This window comes from Mesorhizobium sp. DxT (assembly GCF_058448885.1).
Genome location: NZ_JBZFLJ010000009.1, coordinates 55,053 through 72,511 on the forward strand (window position 1 = coordinate 55,053; position 17,459 = coordinate 72,511).

General features: G+C 64.9%; 14 protein-coding genes. 12 read left to right on the top strand and 2 right to left on the bottom strand.

The window, feature by feature from the left end; genetic code table 11:
• Positions 1–29: 29 nt before the first annotated feature.
• The 7 genes from ACVJNE_RS17165 (at position 30) to ACVJNE_RS17195 (ending at position 6,126) form a co-directional block, all read left to right on the top strand.
• Positions 30–440 (top strand): VOC family protein, encoded by a 411-nt coding sequence (locus tag ACVJNE_RS17165; protein ID WP_499567507.1) that lies wholly within the window; start codon positions 30–32, stop codon positions 438–440.
• Entirely contained in the window at positions 441–1,088 is a 648-nt protein-coding gene (locus ACVJNE_RS17170) for a non-canonical purine NTP pyrophosphatase (protein WP_499567509.1), read from the top strand.
• On the top strand, positions 1,085–2,245 hold the full coding sequence (gene hemW, locus ACVJNE_RS17175; protein WP_499567511.1) for a radical SAM family heme chaperone HemW: 1,161 nt from the start codon (positions 1,085–1,087) through the stop codon (positions 2,243–2,245). The genes ACVJNE_RS17170 and hemW overlap by 4 nt, the downstream gene beginning before the upstream one ends.
• A 4-nt stretch (positions 2,246–2,249) precedes the next feature.
• Complete coding sequence (gene rsmI / locus ACVJNE_RS17180; RefSeq protein WP_499567513.1) at positions 2,250–3,146, top strand: 16S rRNA (cytidine(1402)-2'-O)-methyltransferase; 897 nt, start codon at positions 2,250–2,252, stop codon at positions 3,144–3,146.
• On the top strand, positions 3,139–3,513 hold the full coding sequence (locus tag ACVJNE_RS17185) for a YraN family protein (protein WP_499567515.1): 375 nt from the start codon (positions 3,139–3,141) through the stop codon (positions 3,511–3,513). The genes rsmI and ACVJNE_RS17185 overlap by 8 nt, the downstream gene beginning before the upstream one ends.
• A gap of 87 nt (positions 3,514–3,600) precedes the next feature.
• A complete protein-coding gene (locus ACVJNE_RS17190; RefSeq protein ID WP_499567782.1) occupies positions 3,601–4,440 on the top strand; it encodes a cyclase family protein in 840 nt (279 codons plus the stop codon).
• A gap of 78 nt (positions 4,441–4,518) precedes the next feature.
• Positions 4,519–6,126 carry a GMC family oxidoreductase gene (locus ACVJNE_RS17195; RefSeq protein WP_499567517.1) on the top strand — a complete coding sequence of 536 codons (1,608 nt, stop codon included), beginning with the start codon at positions 4,519–4,521 and terminating at the stop codon, positions 6,124–6,126.
• A 298-nt stretch (positions 6,127–6,424) separates the two neighbouring features.
• Here the strand turns inward: ACVJNE_RS17195 and ACVJNE_RS17200 are convergent, their stop codons facing one another.
• Positions 6,425–7,792 carry a cytochrome P450 gene (locus ACVJNE_RS17200; RefSeq protein ID WP_499567519.1) on the bottom strand — a complete coding sequence of 456 codons (1,368 nt, stop codon included), beginning with the start codon at positions 7,790–7,792 and terminating at the stop codon, positions 6,425–6,427.
• Positions 7,793–8,113: 321 nt separating this feature from the next.
• Between ACVJNE_RS17200 and gyrB the strand changes: the two genes are divergently transcribed.
• Positions 8,114–10,585, top strand: coding sequence for a DNA topoisomerase (ATP-hydrolyzing) subunit B (gyrB, locus tag ACVJNE_RS17205; protein WP_499567521.1), 2,472 nt, complete (start codon positions 8,114–8,116; stop codon positions 10,583–10,585).
• A 683-nt stretch (positions 10,586–11,268) separates the two neighbouring features.
• Here the strand turns inward: gyrB and ACVJNE_RS17210 are convergent.
• Positions 11,269–12,051 (bottom strand): IclR family transcriptional regulator, encoded by a 783-nt coding sequence (locus tag ACVJNE_RS17210; RefSeq protein WP_499567523.1) that lies wholly within the window; start codon positions 12,049–12,051, stop codon positions 11,269–11,271.
• 169 nt (positions 12,052–12,220) lie between these two features.
• On the opposite strand from ACVJNE_RS17210, the gene ACVJNE_RS17215 reads away from it, so the two are divergent.
• The 4 genes from ACVJNE_RS17215 to ACVJNE_RS17230 all read left to right on the top strand — a co-directional run bounded on the left by ACVJNE_RS17215 (position 12,221) and on the right by ACVJNE_RS17230 (position 17,326).
• Complete coding sequence (locus tag ACVJNE_RS17215; RefSeq protein WP_499567525.1) at positions 12,221–13,732, top strand: sugar ABC transporter ATP-binding protein; 1,512 nt, start codon at positions 12,221–12,223, stop codon at positions 13,730–13,732.
• A 243-nt stretch (positions 13,733–13,975) separates the two neighbouring features.
• Positions 13,976–14,977: an ABC transporter permease gene (locus tag ACVJNE_RS17220; RefSeq protein WP_499567527.1), complete on the top strand. Its 1,002-nt coding sequence runs from the start codon at positions 13,976–13,978 to the stop codon at positions 14,975–14,977.
• 61 nt (positions 14,978–15,038) lie between these two features.
• Positions 15,039–15,983 carry an ABC transporter substrate-binding protein gene (locus ACVJNE_RS17225; RefSeq protein WP_499567529.1) on the top strand — a complete coding sequence of 315 codons (945 nt, stop codon included), beginning with the start codon at positions 15,039–15,041 and terminating at the stop codon, positions 15,981–15,983.
• 68 nt (positions 15,984–16,051) lie between these two features.
• Positions 16,052–17,326 (top strand): L-fuconate dehydratase, encoded by a 1,275-nt coding sequence (locus ACVJNE_RS17230; RefSeq protein ID WP_499567530.1) that lies wholly within the window; start codon positions 16,052–16,054, stop codon positions 17,324–17,326.
• The last annotated feature ends 133 nt before the right edge of the window (positions 17,327–17,459 follow it).

Below are 17,459 nucleotides of genomic sequence, written 5' to 3' on the forward strand. Positions count from 1 at the left end.
ACCAACGCTTTGCGTTCGCGGGGTTCATCATGACCCCCTCCGGCATCCTCGAAACCGCGCTCTATGTCGATGATCTCGACGAGGCCGAGGCTTTCTATGCCGAGGTGATGGGGCTGGAGCGCATTGCGAAGGTGGACGGCCGCCACGTGTTCTTCCGCTGCGGAGACGGCGTCCTGCTGCTCTTCGATCCGGACAAGACCGTACAGCCCCCGGCATCCGATGCGCGGCTGCCTGTGCCGCCCCACGGCACCAGCGGCGCCGGGCATCTGTGCTTTCGCGGAACCGAGGATGAGATCGAGCAGTGGAAAACCCGCATCGAGGGGCGCGGGATCGTCATCGAGGCCGATTTCGAGTGGCCCCAGGGTGGACGCTCGATCTACTTTCGCGATCCGGCAGGCAATTCGATCGAAATCGCAAACCCGAAGATCTGGGGGCTTTAGATGCGGAAGCTTGAGGCAGCGAAGATCGTTGTGGCGAGCCACAACAAGGGCAAGCTGGCCGAGATTGCCGAACTGATCGCGCCGTTCGGACTGGAGGCTGGATCAGCCGCGGATTACGGACTGCCGGAACCTGCCGAGACCGGCACGACCTTCGAGGAAAACGCCTACATCAAGGCTTATGCCGCGGCTTCGGCAACCGGGCTGCCGGCGCTCTCCGACGACAGCGGGCTTGTCGTCGACGCGCTCGACGGCGCGCCGGGCGTCTACACGGCCGACTGGGCCGAAACCGCTGACGGCCGCGATTTCGGCATGGCAATGCGCAAGGTGGAAGACCTCCTGCGGGAAAAAGGTGCGGTGACCCCGGACGCCCGCACCGGGCGCTTCGTGGCGGTGCTCTGTCTGTGCTGGCCCGATGGCCATGCCGAATATTTCCGCGGCGAGGTCGAGGGCACGCTGGTCTGGCCGCCACGCGGCGAGCGCGGCTTCGGCTACGACCCGGTCTTCAAGCCGGACGGTTACGACGAGACGTTCGGCGAGATGCCGGCCTCGCAGAAGCATTCCTGGGAAGCCGGCCGCGGCGACCTCGGCCTGTCGCACCGCGCCCGCGCCTTCGCCCGCTTCGCCAACGCCATGCTGGTTGACGCATGATCCCTGACGACCGGCAGCCCGGCTTCGGTGTCTATGTTCATTGGCCTTTCTGCGCGGCCAAGTGCCCTTATTGCGACTTCAACAGCCATGTCCGCCACCAGAAGGTCGACGAGGAGCGTTTCGCTGCCGCATTCGCGGCCGAGATGGCATCGATGCGGGAGCGCACCGGTCCGCGCGAGGTGACCTCGATCTTCCTCGGGGGCGGCACGCCTTCGCTGATGAAGCCGCAGACCGTTGGAGCCGTGCTGGAGGCGATCGCCGCCAACTGGACCGTGCCGGCCGACATCGAGGTGACGCTGGAGGCAAACCCGTCCTCGGTCGAGGCGACGCGCTTTCGCGGCTATCGCGACGCGGGGGTCAACCGCGTGTCGCTCGGCGTGCAGGCGCTGAACGATGGCGACCTGCGTTTCCTCGGCCGCCTGCATGACGTGGAGCAGGCGCTGGGCGCGATCCGGCTTGCGCGCGAGACCTTCCCGCGCCTGTCCTTCGACCTGATCTACGCGCGACCCGGCCAGTCGATGGACGCGTGGGAGAAGGAGCTCGACGAAGCCATCGGCTATGCGGCCGATCATCTGTCGCTCTACCAGCTCACCATCGAGGAAGGCACGCGCTTCCATGCCCTGCATGCGGCCGGCAAATTCGCGATGCCCGATCCCGACCATTCGGCCGATCTTTACCGGCTGACGCAGGAGGTGACTGCAGCACGCGGTCTTCCGGCCTACGAAATCTCGAACCATGCAAGGCCGGGGGCCGAGAGCCGTCACAACCTCGTCTACTGGCGCTACGGCGAATATGTCGGCGTTGGGCCGGGTGCACATGGCCGTTTTCTGGAAGACGGGCACCGCATCGTCACCTTCACCGAGAAGATGCCGGAGACGTGGCTTAATCTTGTCGAAGCGAAGGGGCACGGCGTGATCGGCGGCGAGGTGCTGACGCGTTCGGAAGAGGCCGACGAATTCCTCCTGATGGGATTGCGGCTTGCCGAAGGCATCGACCTTGCGCGCTACGAGCAGCTTTCGGGCCGGCCGCTGTCGTCGCGCCGCATCGCCACGCTCCAGGAGGAGGCGCTGGTGGCGCCCGTCGGCAACTCGCGCCTGCGCGCAACCTCGGCCGGCATGATCGTGCTCGACGCGGTGGTCGCCGATCTGGCACGATAGGCCGATGGACCGGGCGGACACGGACGGCAAGCGCAGCTATCTGATCGGGCAGGCGGAATTTTCCGCGCGCCGGCTGGAGCCCGCGCTCTATCTGGTGGCGACCCCGATCGGCAATCTCGGCGACATCACCATCCGCGCGCTGGAGACGCTGGCGGCTGCAGACATAGTCGCCTGCGAGGACACCCGCGTCACGCGCGTGTTGCTCGACCGTTACGGCATCAGGCGCCGAACCACCGCCTACCACGAGCACAACGCAGCCGAGGCAGGGCCGAAGCTGGTCGAGGCAGTGCTGGCGGGCAAGAGCGTTGCCCTGGTTTCGGACGCAGGCACGCCGCTGGTTTCCGATCCGGGTTTCCGGCTGGTCGGCGAGGTCGTGGAAGCTGGCGGCCGCGTGGTGCCGATACCCGGCGCGTCGGCCCTGCTGGCGGCACTCACGGCGTCGGGACTGCCGTCCGATACGTTCCTCTTTGCCGGGTTCCTGCCCGTAAAGTCCGGACAGCGAAAGACGAGGCTCGACGAACTGCGCGCGGTGCCGGCAACGCTGATCTTCTACGAATCGCCGCGCCGGCTCGCCGATTGCCTTGCCGGCATGGCCGAGGTGCTGGGCGACCGGGAAGCCGCCATCGGCCGTGAACTCACCAAGACCTTCGAGGAGATGCGTAGGGGGTCTCTGGCAGCGCTGGCGCAGGCTTATGCCGGGGAAGACACGCCCAAGGGCGAGGTCGTCATCTGCGTGGCGCCTCCGCAGGAAGCCTCCACGGTCGAGGATGTCGATGCGCTGTTGCTTTCGCTGGCCGGCGAGATGGGGGCATCGCGGGCTGCCAGCGAGGCGGCTAAAATGACCGGCGCGCGCAAGGCCGACCTCTACCGCCGGCTGATGGAGCTCAAGAGCGATGGCTGACGGTGTGCGGGCGAGGCGGCAACGCGCCCTGCGCCGCGGCAGCCGGGGTGAGTGGCTGGCGTCGCTGGCATTAATGCTCAAGGGCTATCGCATCGTCGAACGGCGCTACCGCACAAAACTCGGCGAGATCGACCTGATCGTGCGGCGGGGCGACCTCGTGCTCATCGTCGAGGTCAAGGTGCGCTCCACGCTGGTGCAGGCCATGGAGGCCATCGGGCACCTGAGCGAGCGCCGTATCGCGGACGCTGCGGATCTCTGGCTGATGCGCCAGCCCGACCATGCCCGTCTCTCGATCCGTTTCGACATGGTGGCGGTGCTGCCGCGCCGCTGGCCCGTGCATGTGGAGAACATCTTCCAGCGCGTCTGACCAGCGCAAATCCTTACCTTGCGTAACCCGTGATGGGGGATCATTCTGTCTGGCATCGTTGAAACGATGACCGGAGAGGGAATGAAGATGTGCCATCATTGCGTCATTGAAAACGTTAAGCAGAACATGCTGTCGCGCCGTAGCCTGTTCAAGGGTGGTGCGGCCGTGGCAGGGGCCGCAGCACTCGGCGCACTGCCGGTTTCAGCCGCCGCCCAGAGCCCGGCCGCGTCCATGCCCGCCGCAGCCGGCTGGAGCGGCCTCACGCATGAGCTATGGGATACGTTCCCGACCTATTTCGGTGGCCAGCAACTCTTCTTCGAGAAGCAGTACGATTTCGCGAAGGACACCTTCAACCTCTACGAACTGCGCCTGAGCGAACATACTGGCACCCATATCGACGCGCCGCTGCATTTCACCGCCGATGGCAAGTCGGTCGCCGAACTACCTGTAGAAGATCTGATCTGCCCCCTCGTGGTGATCGACATTGCCGCCGAAGCCGAGGAGAACCCCGACGTGCAGGTGACGCCGGATCACATCGCCGCCTGGGTTTCGGCGAACGGCGACATACCTGAGGGCGCATGCATTGCGATGAATTCGGGTTGGGACCGGCACGTGGCCACCGACAAGTTCCGCAATGTCGGAGACGACGGCAAGACGATGCATTTCCCCGGCTTCCATGTCGAAGCGGTGCAAATGCTGATGGACGAGACCTCCGCCAAGGCGATCGCGGTCGATACGCTGTCGCTCGATTTCGGGCCTTCGCCGGACTTCATCGTCCACAACACGTGGCTGCCTTCCGGGCGCTACGGCATCGAGGGCATTGCCAATCTTGCAGCGTTGCCGGCCTCGGGCGCAACCATCGTGGTGGGCGCGCCAAAGGTGCGCGGTGGCACCGGCGGTCCGGCCCGTATCTTCGCTTTCGCCTGACTGCTTGACTGGACAGATATCGGCGGCCGGTTCTACCTTTCTGCGTCGGGATGGCCGTCTTACCTGGGAGGGGAAGCGATGTCTTACGATTATGTCATCGCCGGCGGTGGTTCCGCTGGCGCGACGCTGGCTGCGCGCTTGTCGGAAGATCCGTCCGTCGAGGTGTGCCTGATAGAGGCAGGCGGCGAGGGCCGTGACTTCCTCATCCGCACGCCGATGGGCACCGTGGCTATGCTGCCGGGACGGCCGAAGATCAACAACTGGGCCTTCACCACCGAGCCGCAGGAGGGTCTCAACGGACGTCGGGGCTATCAGCCGCGCGGCCGCACGCTCGGCGGCTCAAGCGCCATCAACGCTATGCTCTACGTGCGCGGCCATCGCTCCGACTATGACGGCTGGGCCGATCTCGGCTGCGACGGCTGGTCGTGGGACGAGGTGCTTCCCTATTTCCGTCGTGCCGAGGGCAACCAGCGCGGCGCCGACGATCTTCACGGCAACGACGGACCGCTCCAGGTGCGCGACCAGCCGCACCCGCGATCGATCAGCCGGGCCTTCATCGAAGCCTGCGCGCAGTCCCAGCTACGCACGACCACCGACTTCAACGGCCCGGAGCAGGAAGGTGCCGGCTACTATCAGGTGACGCAGTTCTGGGACGGTGCGCATCGCGGAGAGCGCTGCTCGGCTGCCGCTGCCTACCTGCATCCGCATATGGGCAAGCGGCCCAACCTGACCGTCATCACCGGCGCCCACGCCACCGGCATCGAATTCGACGGGAAGCGCGCCGTTGGACTGCGTTATCGCAGGGGCCGGCAGGACATGCTCGCTTCGGCGCGTCGGGAAGTGGTGCTGTCGGGCGGGGCGTTCGGCTCCCCGCAACTCCTGCTTCTGTCCGGCATCGGGCCGGCTGACGAGCTGAAGCGCCACGGCATCGCAGTGCGACACGAACTGCCCGGCGTCGGCCGCAATCTGCAGGATCATCTCGACTTCATCGCCTCGTGGAAATCGAAGGAGACCGATCTTGTCGGCGTCGGTCTTCGCGGAACGATGAATGTTCTCAAGCAGATCGGTATCTGGCGACGCGAGGGCGGCGGCATGATCGCCACGCCCTCGGCCGAGGCAGGCGCCTTCTTCAAGTCGCGGCCGGACCTCGACCGGCCCGACCTGCAACTGCATTTCGTGATCGGCATCGTCGACGACCACGCCAGAAAGCTGCACCTCGGCTACGGCTATTCGTGCCATGTCTGCGTGCTGCGGCCGTTCTCGCGCGGCGAGGTCGGGCTTGGCGATGCCAACCCCTTGTCGCCGCCGCGCATCGATCCGCGCTATCTCTCCGACGATCGCGACGCGGCGCTTATGGTCAAAGGCGCGCGCAAAATGCGCGAAATTCTCGCCGCACCGGCGATGGCGCCTTACCGACACAAGGAGCTTTACATGCAGGGCGACGTCTCGGACGACGACCTGCTCGGCCACATCCGCGCCCGCGCCGACACGATCTACCATCCGGTCGGCACCTGCAGCATGGGCAAAGGCGACGACGCCGTCGTCGACCCGGAGTTGCGGGTGCGGGGGCTGGAGGGTCTGCGGGTCGTGGACGCCTCCATCATGCCAACGCTGATCGGCGGCAACACCAACGCGCCGACCATCATGATCGCCGAGAAGGCGGCGGACATGATCAGGGCGGCGTAGCTATGGCTACTTCTCCACCGTCATCCCGGCCGAGTGAGCGAAGCGAGGGAGAGCCGGGACCTATTGAGCAGCGCGGTCGGGTTGAGGGTTCGCGCGACGGTGGTGAAGCGCGCCTGGATGAGAGCTGGGCCTGGCCTATGTTCTTCGGACCAATGGGTCCCGGCTCGGCGGTCGCTGACGCTCCCTTGGCCGGGATAACGCCGTTGCATGGCCGCATGTCGTCAAACCACCACGCCTGGTTACCGGCCTGCTCATCGCCTTCGACTGGCTCAGGATGAGGGACGGCGCCGCCGCCAGCCTACCTCCGCGTCACCCGCATCGGCAGGCCGCCCTGGGGCTGCGTGGTGAGCTTCTGTACAGGCCATGGCTTCGTCTCGGGCACGCTGTCGAAGCGGAAGCGCGACATCAGGACGCCGAGCGCGATCACGGCTTCCTGCATGGCGAAGCTTGCGCCGATGCAGATGCGGGGGCCGGCGCCGAAGGGCAGGTACTGGAAGCGGTCGATGGCGTCGCGGTTGTCCGGATGGAACCGCTCCGGCATGAACGCTTCCGGCTCGTGCCAGAGCTTGCGGTGGCGGTGAATCGTCCACGGCATGATCTGGATCTGCGCGCCGCGCACGATGTCGAGGTCGCGCCAGCGCTCGGGCGTGATCGCCTCGCGGCTGATCGAGGCCGCCGGCGGATAGAGCCGCATCGCCTCCTCGAAGGCGGCGCGGGTGAAAGGCATCTTGCCGAGCCATTCATAGGGATCGGGCGTGCTTGCCACGACCGCGTCGATCTCCGCCTCCACCCGGTCACGCTCGCCGGGCGCTTCGGCAAGGCAGAACAGCGTCCAGCCGAGCGCGCGGGCGGTGGTTTCGTGCCCGGCGCCGATGAAGGTGATGATGTTGTCCTCGATTTCGGATGCCGAAATCCCCTCCGGACCCTCGGCCTTGAGCAGCAGCGTCAGGAAATCACTGCGCGAACCTTCCGGGTCCTGCAAGAGTTTTGCCTTGCGCATCCTCATCGTCTCGGCGACCAGCCCGCGGAAGAAGGCGAGCGCCTTGCGGCCGCGCAGCCGCGTGATGCGGGGCAGCCAGTCTGGCGCGCCGATCAGGTCGAGGGGGTCGACCCGCCCCATCGTTTCGAACAGATGGTCGACCTGGTGCGCGAAATCGTCCGGATTGCCGGCAATCTCACCGGAAAACAGGGTCTCGGCCAGGATCTCGTAGGTCAGCATCGTCATGTCGCGGGCGACATCGACGATTGTGCCGTCCTCGTAGCGTCCGGCGAAATCCTCCGACACCCGCAGCATCGGCCCGGCGAAGCCGGCGATGTGGCGCGGCGTGAAGACGGGCGCCATCGCCTTGCGCGACCGTTTCCAGACCTCGCCCTCGGCCGTCAGCAGGCCATCGTGCAGGATCGGGCGCAGGATTTTCTGGCGCACGCGCGCCATCCGGTAGTTTTTCGCGTTGTCGACGAGGATGTGACGGATCAGCGCCGGGTCGTTGGCGATCACCAGCGGGCCGCCGATCCCGGTGGAGATGGAAATCCACGGCTCGTTGTAGGAAGGCTCCCCCCACAATTCGAGCGGATTGCGATAGACGATCCGTATCATCTCAAGCGTCGACGGCGGCTTGGTGCGCGGCTTGGGCGCCGGCGGTACGAAGAGCGTGGCCTGGGTCATCGGCTGATCCTTGGTTCCAGCCACATGTAGGGACCCGCCCGCTGGCAGTCCACGCAGCCCGCAGCAGTGCGTCGAATTACAGCAGGCGGGTGTGGTGCGGTTCAGACCATCATGGCCATTGAATTGCGAAGTTTGGCCCGATTATCGGGCCGGACAGGAATTTTGCCGGTTTTTGTCCCCGAAACGGCTCCATTCCTCTGCAAAACAGCGCGCATTTGTTGGAAATCGGGCCGCAAAACACCTATATCTGGGTATCTTTCTGGAGCATGATTCGGCACCGGTCCGGTGCTCCATTTCCGGGCTTTGCAAGATTGGAATTTCATGAGCGACGAGACCGAAAACGGCAACGGCGGCAACGAGTACGGCGCGGACTCCATCAAGGTCCTCAAGGGCCTCGACGCGGTGCGCAAGCGGCCGGGCATGTATATCGGCGACACCGATGACGGCTCCGGCCTGCATCACATGGTCTACGAGGTGGTCGACAACGCCATCGACGAATCGCTCGCCGGCCATGCGGACCTCGTGTCGGTGACGCTCAATCCGGACGGTTCGTGCACGGTGATCGACAACGGGCGCGGCATTCCGACCGCGATCCACTCGGGCGAGGGCGTTTCGGCCGCCGAGGTGATCATGACGCAGCTCCATGCCGGCGGAAAGTTCGACCAGAATTCCTACAAGGTTTCGGGCGGCCTCCACGGCGTCGGCGTGTCGGTCGTCAACGCCTTGTCGACCCAGCTTCGGCTGAAGATCCGCCGCGACGGCGAGATCAACGAGATGACTTTCACCCATGGCAACGCGGATGCGCCGCTGGCCGTGACAGGCTCCTACGTCGAGAACCGGCAGCCCGGCACCTATGAAGGCCGTTCGGGCACCGAGATCACCTTCCTGCCGTCGCCGCAGACCTTCACGAAGACGGAATTCGACTACGGCACGCTGGAGCACCGGCTGCGCGAACTCGCCTTCCTAAACTCAGGCGTGCGCATCATCCTGACCGACATGCGCCATGCCGACGTCAAGCAGGTCGAGCTGCATTATGACGGCGGGCTGGAAGAGTTCGTCAAATATCTCGACCGCGCGAAGAAGCCGCTCATTACCGCGCCGATCGGGATCAGGGCCGAGCGCGACGGGATCACCGTCGAGGTGGCGATGTGGTGGAACGATTCCTACCACGAGAACGTGCTGGCCTTTACCAACAACATCCCGCAGCGCGACGGCGGCACCCATCTTGCCGGCTTCCGCGGCGCGCTGACGCGCCAGGTGACGGGTTATGCGGAGTCTTCCGGCATCTCCAAGAAGGAGAAGGTCTCGCTCACCGGCGACGACTGCCGGGAGGGCCTGACGGCGGTGCTGTCGGTGAAGGTGCCGGACCCGAAATTCTCCTCGCAGACCAAGGACAAGCTGGTCTCGTCGGAGGTGCGCCCGGTGGTCGAAAGCCTCGTCAACGAGGCGCTCAACACCTGGCTCGAAGAGCACCCCGCCGAGGCGAAGGTGCTGATCGGCAAGGTGGTCGAGGCGGCAGCGGCCCGCGAGGCAGCGCGCAAGGCGCGCGACCTGACACGGCGCAAGGGCGCGCTCGATATCACGTCGCTGCCCGGCAAGCTCGCGGACTGCCAGGAACGCGACCCCGCCAAGTCCGAAATATTCATCGTCGAGGGTGACTCGGCAGGCGGCTCGGCCAAATCCGGACGCTCGCGCCAGAACCAGGCGATCCTGCCGCTGCGCGGCAAGATCCTCAACGTCGAGCGCGCGCGCTTCGACCGGATGCTGGGCTCGGACATGATCGGCACGCTGATCACGGCGCTGGGTACAGGCATCGGGAAGGACGAGTTCAACCCCGAAAAGCTGCGCTACCACAAGATCATCATCATGACCGACGCCGACGTCGACGGCGCCCATATTCGCACCCTGCTTCTGACCTTCTTCTTCCGGCAGATGCCGGAGCTCATCGAGCGCGGGCACCTCTATATCGCGCAGCCACCACTCTATAAGGTCAGCCGCGGCAAGTCGGCTCAGTACATCAAGGACGAGCGTTCCTTCGAGGAATTCCTGATCGAGTCCGGCCTGGACGAAGCGTCGCTGGAACTGGATGGCGGAGAGGTACGCGCCGGACAGGATCTGCGCGCGGTCATCGACGACGCGATTGCCGTGCGCACGCTCATCAACGGCCTGCATACGCGCTATTCGCGATCCATCGTCGAGCAGGCCGCGATCGCGGGGGCGCTCAACGCCGAAGTGCTGTCGAGCCCGGCACGAGCCGCAGAAGCCGCCGCCTATGTCGCCCGCCGCCTCGACATGATCGCGGAGGAGACCGAGCGGGGCTGGGAAGGTCGCGTGAATCCGTCCAACGAGGGCGCGGGCGGCTTGGTCTTCGAACGCACCGTACGCGGTGTGCGTGAGGTGGTGACGCTGGATGCCGGGCTGATCGGCTCGGCCGACGCGCGCGCCATCGACCGCTATGCGGGTCGGATGCAGGAAATCTACGCCAAGCAGCCCGTGCTGCGCCGCCGCGACACCTCGGAGCCGATTTCGGGGCCGATGGCGCTGCTGGACGCCGTGTTTGCGACCGGCCGCAAGGGGCTGACGATGCAGCGCTACAAGGGCCTTGGCGAGATGAATGCCGAGCAGCTCTGGGAAACGACGCTCGATCCGAACGTGCGCTCGCTGCTGCAGGTCAAGGTGACGGACGCGACCGACGCGGACTCGCTCTTCGCCCGCCTGATGGGCGACGAGGTCGAGCCGCGGCGCGACTTCATCCAGGAAAACGCGCTGTCTGTCGCCAACCTCGACGTGTAGGCGACCGGGCGAAACAGGAACGCCGAGAGGGCGGAGAGGGCATTGCAGACCTCTCCGCCCTTTTCTGTTTCAGGGGCGGTCCTTCGGGCAAAATGCTCGTATGTCACCCGCCAGGGATGGTTGTCGGATACGCGCTCCTCGCCAATCCAGTGGAAGCTGTCGGCCGCGATTTCGGTAAAGCGCCATTGAGCCTTCAGGCCGCGCGAATCCTCGCCGACCTGGACGATGTCGTTACCGTCGGCCCGGCCGATCTGACGCGAATAGTCCTGGTTGAGCGGATCGCTCCATATGATGTGCCAGCCGTCGATCCCCGGATCGAAAACACGCAGCGTCGTGCCGTACATGGTCGACGGCGCCGGGCGCCTGGGTCTGATCCATATGTCCTGGATGGCACGGCCTTCGAGCACCCAGCCGAAATGGATTTCTCCGGTCGATTTCTCCGCTGTACCGTCATCGCGGTGATGCACGGTGTCCATCTCCCAGCTTCCGATCAGCCATCCGTAGAGGTTCATGTCACCAGCAAGCCCGGCGGCGGGGCCGTCCGACCCGAGAGCCGCGAGAAATGGAGAAATTGTCATGGCGTCGCTGTCCCTTGTCCTTGGCAGACTCGATGCCGAACGTCGCACAGCCTTGCTGCCACCCTGACGTCAGCAGGTTTTGCCAAGGCTTGGCATGTCAGATGACTAGGACAGCGACAGGTCCTGCGCCACGCCTTTGAGCAGCGCCAGCACCTCGTCGATCTCCGGTTGCGCTTTGCCGTCCAGTCGCTGGATATAGGGGCAGGTCAGTACGGCGATGGCATGGCCCTCCGGTGACAGGATCGGCACGGAGATGTCGTCCACGCCCCTGATCTGCTGGCTGGGTCCGATGCGGTGCCCGGCACTGCGGCAGGCCTCCAGTTCGGTACGCATTGCCTCCATGTCGTGATCTTTGCCGTCGCGCTGCCAGCGGTCTAGCGCTTCATCCGTGAGGTGCGGGTCCTGGAAGGCAAGCAGCGTGTGCCCCGAGCCAGTGCCCAGCAGGGCGATCTGCGTGCCCACCCGGATGCCGAATTCCCAGTTGCCGGGGCATGTCGCCTGCGCGACGACGATGGCCTGTTCGGTATCGGGCACCACGAGATGCGACGATTGCAGGGCCGCGCGCGCAAAGGCGTCCATCAGCGGCAGCGCGCGCGCCACCAGCCGACGCACGGGGGGGTGCCGGTGCGCGAGCACGAACAGCTTCATCGTCAGTGCATAGCGATCGCCCTCCGGCGAGCGGCTGACATAGTCGCGCGCGACCAGCCGTTCGAGCATGCGGTAGATCTCGCTGGCGCTGCGGCCCATCGCCTTGACGATCTCGGCCCGGGTCATGCCCCGCGGCTGCTCCGAAAGCAGCTCCAAAATGTCGAGGCCCTTGTCCAGCGCAGGCGCGCGATAGCGGTCGTCCGTCTGCCTGTCCCTTTGCTCGACCACCGCAGATTCCATCACCCGACCTCATGCCCCAACGTCAGCGATTTCAGTTTACATATGAACGATCTGTTTGTATATAGAATGAGACGCTGCCAATTGACTGGGAGGACAATCGGCGAATGCGATCGTTTGGGAGCACATATCCGCTCGTTCCAGGCCGGCATGTTGACCGTGGGGTCGACTTTTGACGCCCCTCGTCGCCATGGCCGGGATCGACAAGAGTTTCCCGGGCGTACGTGCTCTGAATGGCGCGCGCTTCGAGTTGCTGGCAGGTGAGGTTCACGCCCTGATGGGCGAGAACGGTGCCGGCAAGTCCACCCTCATGAAAATCCTCGCGGGCATCTATCAGAAGGACCGCGGCGCGATCCTGATTGATGGCAACCCAGCCGAGATCGCGTCACCGCGCGCTGCCCAGGCGCTGGGCATCGGCATAATCCATCAGGAACTGAGCCTGATGCCGGACCTGACGGCGGCGCAGAATATCCTGATCGGGCGTGAGCCGCGCCGCGCCGGCGGGCTGCTGCTCGACGAAGCCGCGCTCAACGCACGCGCCGCCGCGATCCTGCAGGGCATGAACCTGTCGCTCGACCCGCGCACACCGGTGCACGGGCTCTCCATCGCGCGGCAGCAGATGGTCGAGATCGCCAAGGCGCTATCCTACAAGTCACGCGTGCTGATCATGGACGAGCCGACGGCCGCCTTGAACGATACAGAGATTGCCGAACTGTTCACGATCATCCGCAAGCTGCGCGGCGAGGGTGTCGGCATCGTCTACATCTCGCACAAGATGGACGAGCTGAAGCGTATCGCCGACCGCGTGACGGTGATGCGCGACAGCGAGACCGTCGACACCGTGCCGGCGGCCGAAACACCGGTGGAGACCATCATTTCGATGATGGTCGGGCGCAAGCTTTCCGATGAAGCGGTGAAAGTGCCTGATCTGAGCGCCGCCGAGGTTGCGCTTGAAGTGCGCGGCCTGCGCCGGGGCGCCGAAATTCGCGACGTCAGCTTTTCGGTGCGCAAAGGCGAGATCCTCGGCTTCGCGGGCCTGATGGGTGCGGGCCGCACGGAGGTCGCGCGTGCGATCTTCGGGGCCGATCCGCTCGACGCCGGCGAGATCCATGTTCACGGCCGCAAGGTGGCGATCGCGCAGCCCAAGGATGCCGTGCGCGCCGGCATCGGCTATCTCTCGGAGGATCGCAAGCAGTTCGGCCTCGCCACCGGCATGGATGTCCGCAACAACATCGCGCTAGCGAGCCTGTCGCGCTTCACCGGCGCGGGCGGGATTCTTCGCGACGGGGCGATGCGGGAAGCCGCAGTCGGCTACATCGACATGCTCTCGATCAAGACGCCTTCGGATCTGCAGGAAGCGCGGCTGCTTTCGGGCGGTAATCAGCAGAAGGTCGTCATCGCCAAGTGGCTCCTGCGCGATTGCGACATCCTGATCTTCGACGAGCCGACGCGTGGCATCGACGTTGGGGCGAAGAGCGAAATTTACAAGCTTCTGAATTCGCTGGCCGCGCAGGGGCGCGCGGTGATCGTGATTTCCTCCGAATTGCCCGAAATCCTGCGGCTTTCGCATCGCATCGCGGTGATGTGCGAGGGGCGCCTGACCGGCATCCTGCCCGCCGGAGCCTCGCAGGAAGACATCATGAAGCTGGCAACGCAGCGCAACGGCGCAGCGGAAGCGGCGTAGTTGATAGGAGCGGCTTATGTTTGCACCCTACGTTGCCCCCCTCTGTCCTGCCGGACATCTCCCCCACGAGGGGGGAGATCGGCTTGCATCGTTGCCGGCACTTCTCTTGCAACCTTGGAGGTTGGCGAAGGGTGATACTAGAGTTGATCTCCCCCCTGGTGGGGGAGATGTCCGGCAGGACAGAGGGGGGCGCGAAGAAACGCTACACGGGCACAATCTTGCTCCAACAGCAGGGGGCATCGCATGAGCGCCGAGGCGACGACGCAACCACAAGCCATGGCCGGCTCACGCCTTTCCGGTGCGCATCACCGGCTGCTCGCCTTCGCCAGTCTGATCGTTCTCGTCGTCGGCTTCAGTCTGGCCTCGCCCAACTTCATGCAGACCAGCAACATCATCGCCATCCTGCAGGCGACTTCGGTTAACGGCGTACTCGCCATTGCCGCGACGCTTGTCATCATCACCGGCGGCATCGACCTGTCTGTCGGCACGCTGATGACCTTCTGCGCGGTGATCTGCGGCGTTGTGTTGACCTACTGGGGCCTGCCGCTGCCGCTCGGCGTGCTGGGCGCGATCCTGGCTGGTGCCGCGGCTGGCTTCTGTTCCGGCACGTTCGTCGCCAAGCTCAAGGTGCCGCCATTCATCGCAACGCTCGGCATGATGCTGATTCTCAAGGGCCTTTCGCTGGTGATTTCGGGCACGCGACCGATCTACTTCAACGACACGCCCGGCTTCACCGAGATCGCGCAGGGATCGATCGTCGGCGTGCTGATACCGTCGGTGCCGTTGCCCAATGGCGTGTTGATCCTGTTCCTCGTCGCCATCGCCGTTTCCTTCATCCTGTCGAAGACGGCGCTTGGGCGCTACACCTTCGCGCTCGGCTCCAACGAGGAAGCGGTGCGCCTGTCGGGCGTCAACACGGACCGGTGGAAGATCGCCGTCTATACGCTCGCCGGCTCCATCTGCGGCATCGCCGGGCTGCTGATCGCCTCGCGCCTCAATTCCGCCCAGCCGGCACTCGGCCAGGGCTACGAGCTCGACGCCATCGCGGCGGTGGTCATCGGCGGCACGTCGCTTTCCGGCGGGCGCGGCACGGTGCTCGGCACGCTGATCGGCGCCCTCATCATGAGCGTTCTGCTCAACGGCCTGCGCATCCTGTCGGTGGCGCAGGAGTGGCAGACCGTCGTCACCGGCTCGATCATCATCCTCGCCGTCTACATCGACATGCTGCGGCGGCGGAAGCTTTAGCAAGAGAGGGCGGTTAGCGCTCCGGAAACGTACCAATACGTGTAACCAAGGAGGAAATGCCATGCTCAACAGACGCACTATCCTGGGCGCGATCGGCGCGCTCGCCATGCTTGGCGCGGCAGTGCCCGCCAGCGCGCAGGAGACCTACATTCCGCTGATCTCGAAGGGCTTCCAGCACCAGTTCTGGCAGGCTGTGAAGGCCGGCGCCGACAAGGCCGCGGCCGAACTCGGCGTCACCGTCACGTTCGAAGGTCCGGACACGGAGGCTCAGGTCGACCGCCAGATGGACATGCTGGCGGCCGCACTTGCCAAGAACCCGCAGGCCATCGGCTTCGCCGCGCTCGACAGCCAGGCGGCGATCCCGCTGCTGCGCAAGGCGCAGGAGGCCGGCATTCCGGTGATCGCCTTCGACTCCGGCGTCGACTCCGACATTCCCGTCGCCACCGCCTCGACCGACAATCTCGCCGCCGCCGCCCTTGCGGCCGACAAGATGGCCGAGCTGATCGGTGGCGAAGGCAAGGTGGCGTTGGTCGTGCACGACCAGACCAGCCGGACCGGCATCGACCGCCGCGACGGCTTCGTCAACCGGGTCGGGGAAGCCTATCCGAATATCGAGATCGTCACCGTGCAGTATGGCGGCGGCGATCATCTGCAGTCGACGGAGATTACCAAGTCGATCCTGCAGGCCAATCCCGACCTGAAGGGCATCTTCGGCGCGAATGAAGGCTCGGCGATCGGTGTCGTCAACGGCGCGCGCGAACTCGGCAAGACCGACCTCATCATCATCGGTTATGATTCCGGTGCGCAGCAGAAACAGGCCATCCGCGACGGGTTGATGGCCGGAGCCATCACACAGAACCCGGTCGGCATCGGCTACGAAACCGTCGCGGCCGCTGTGAAGGCGATCAAGGGCGAGGAAGTTCCGGCCGCGATCGACACCGGCTTCTACTGGTACGACAAGTCGAACATCGACGATCCCGAGATCGCCGCCGTACTGTACGACTAGAACGCGCATGGGCCGGAGGCGCGCTTGCGTCTCCGGCCACTTCTTCCTTCCTTACCTGCCGGACGCCCATGACACGCATCGTCGACATGCAGGTGCTGGACCTGCGCTTCCCGACATCGCTCCATCTCGACGGATCGGATGCGATGAACCCCGACCCCGACTATTCGGCTGCCTATGTCATCCTCAAGACCGACGGTGAGCATGAAGGCCACGGACTGACCTTCACCATCGGGCGCGGCAACGAGATCTGTTGTGCGGCGATCGAGGCCATGCGCCATCTCGTGGTCGGGCTCGACATGGCCAGGGTCGCGGAGAACATGGGCGCCTTCTGGCGGCACATGACGTCCGACAGCCAGCTCCGCTGGATCGGTCCCGACAAGGGCGCGATCCACCTGGCGACCGGCGCCGTCGTCAATGCCGTTTGGGATCTGTGGGCAAGGCTTGAAGGCAAACCAGTCTGGCGGCTTGTGGCCGAGATGAGCCCCGAGGAGATCGTGCGTTGCATCGATTTCCGCTACATCACTGATTGCATCACGCCGGCAGAGGCCGTCGATCTGCTGCGCGTGCGGGGCGAAGGCAAGGACGAACGCATCGCGACACTGCTTCGCGAGGGCTACCCCTGTTACACCACCTCGGCAGGCTGGCTCGGTTATGATGACGACAAGCTGCGCCGTCTATGCCGGGAAGCCGTGGACGCGGGCTTCAACCACATCAAGATGAAGGTGGGGCGCGACAAGGCCGACGACATTCGCCGGTTGACCATTGCGCGCGAAACCGTCGGGCCTGACGTCAACCTGATGATCGACGCCAATCAGGTGTGGGAGGTGAACGAGGCGATAGACTGGGTGAAGGACCTGGCCTTCGCAGGGCCGTGGTTCATCGAGGAGCCGACCAGCCCGGACGACATCGAGGGCCACCGCCGCATCCGCGAGGACATCGCGCCGGTGAAGGTCGCGACCGGTGAGATGTGCCAGAACCGGGTGATCTTCAAGCAGCTCATCATGCGCGGCGCCATCGATGTGGTGCAGATCGATGCTTGCCGGCTCGGCGGCGTCAACGAGGTGCTGGCCGTGCTTTTGATGGCCGCGAAATACGGGCTGCCGGTCTGTCCGCATGCCGGCGGCGTGGGTCTGTGCGAATATGTGCAGCACCTGGCCATGATCGACTATGTCTGCATTGCCGGCACACACGAGGGCAGGGTGGTTGAATATGTCGACCACCTGCACGAGCATTTCGTCGAGCCATGTGTGATCGAGGGTGCAGCCTACATGCCACCGTCCGCGCCGGGCTTTTCCATCGAGATCAAGCCGAAATCGCGCGAAACTTACCGCTTTGGCGCGTAACTCGTAGCTAATCCCTCAGGCGTCTGAAACAAAAGAACCCCGCCGCTCTCGAAAGAATCGACGAGGTTCCGTTGCCTGAGAAGCGTTGCATAGCACTGTTGTCGAAACGGTCAACAGTCTGTCAACGGATAGC

Coding starts and splice junctions, on each gene's coding strand:
- ACVJNE_RS17185 (WP_499567515.1), top strand. CDS start 3,139: ATGGCTGACGGTGTGCGGGCGAGGCGGCAACGCGCCCTGCGCCGCGGC.
- hemW (WP_499567511.1), top strand. CDS start 1,085: ATGATCCCTGACGACCGGCAGCCCGGCTTCGGTGTCTATGTTCATTGG.
- ACVJNE_RS17170 (WP_499567509.1), top strand. CDS start 441: ATGCGGAAGCTTGAGGCAGCGAAGATCGTTGTGGCGAGCCACAACAAG.
- ACVJNE_RS17195 (WP_499567517.1), top strand. CDS start 4,519: ATGTCTTACGATTATGTCATCGCCGGCGGTGGTTCCGCTGGCGCGACG.
- ACVJNE_RS17220 (WP_499567527.1), top strand. CDS start 13,976: ATGAGCGCCGAGGCGACGACGCAACCACAAGCCATGGCCGGCTCACGC.
- ACVJNE_RS17190 (WP_499567782.1), top strand. CDS start 3,601: ATGTGCCATCATTGCGTCATTGAAAACGTTAAGCAGAACATGCTGTCG.
- ACVJNE_RS17200 (WP_499567519.1), bottom strand. CDS start 7,792: ATGACCCAGGCCACGCTCTTCGTACCGCCGGCGCCCAAGCCGCGCACC.
- ACVJNE_RS17230 (WP_499567530.1), top strand. CDS start 16,052: ATGACACGCATCGTCGACATGCAGGTGCTGGACCTGCGCTTCCCGACA.
- ACVJNE_RS17165 (WP_499567507.1), top strand. CDS start 30: ATGACCCCCTCCGGCATCCTCGAAACCGCGCTCTATGTCGATGATCTC.
- gyrB (WP_499567521.1), top strand. CDS start 8,114: ATGAGCGACGAGACCGAAAACGGCAACGGCGGCAACGAGTACGGCGCG.
- ACVJNE_RS17225 (WP_499567529.1), top strand. CDS start 15,039: ATGCTCAACAGACGCACTATCCTGGGCGCGATCGGCGCGCTCGCCATG.
- ACVJNE_RS17210 (WP_499567523.1), bottom strand. CDS start 12,051: ATGGAATCTGCGGTGGTCGAGCAAAGGGACAGGCAGACGGACGACCGC.
- rsmI (WP_499567513.1), top strand. CDS start 2,250: ATGGACCGGGCGGACACGGACGGCAAGCGCAGCTATCTGATCGGGCAG.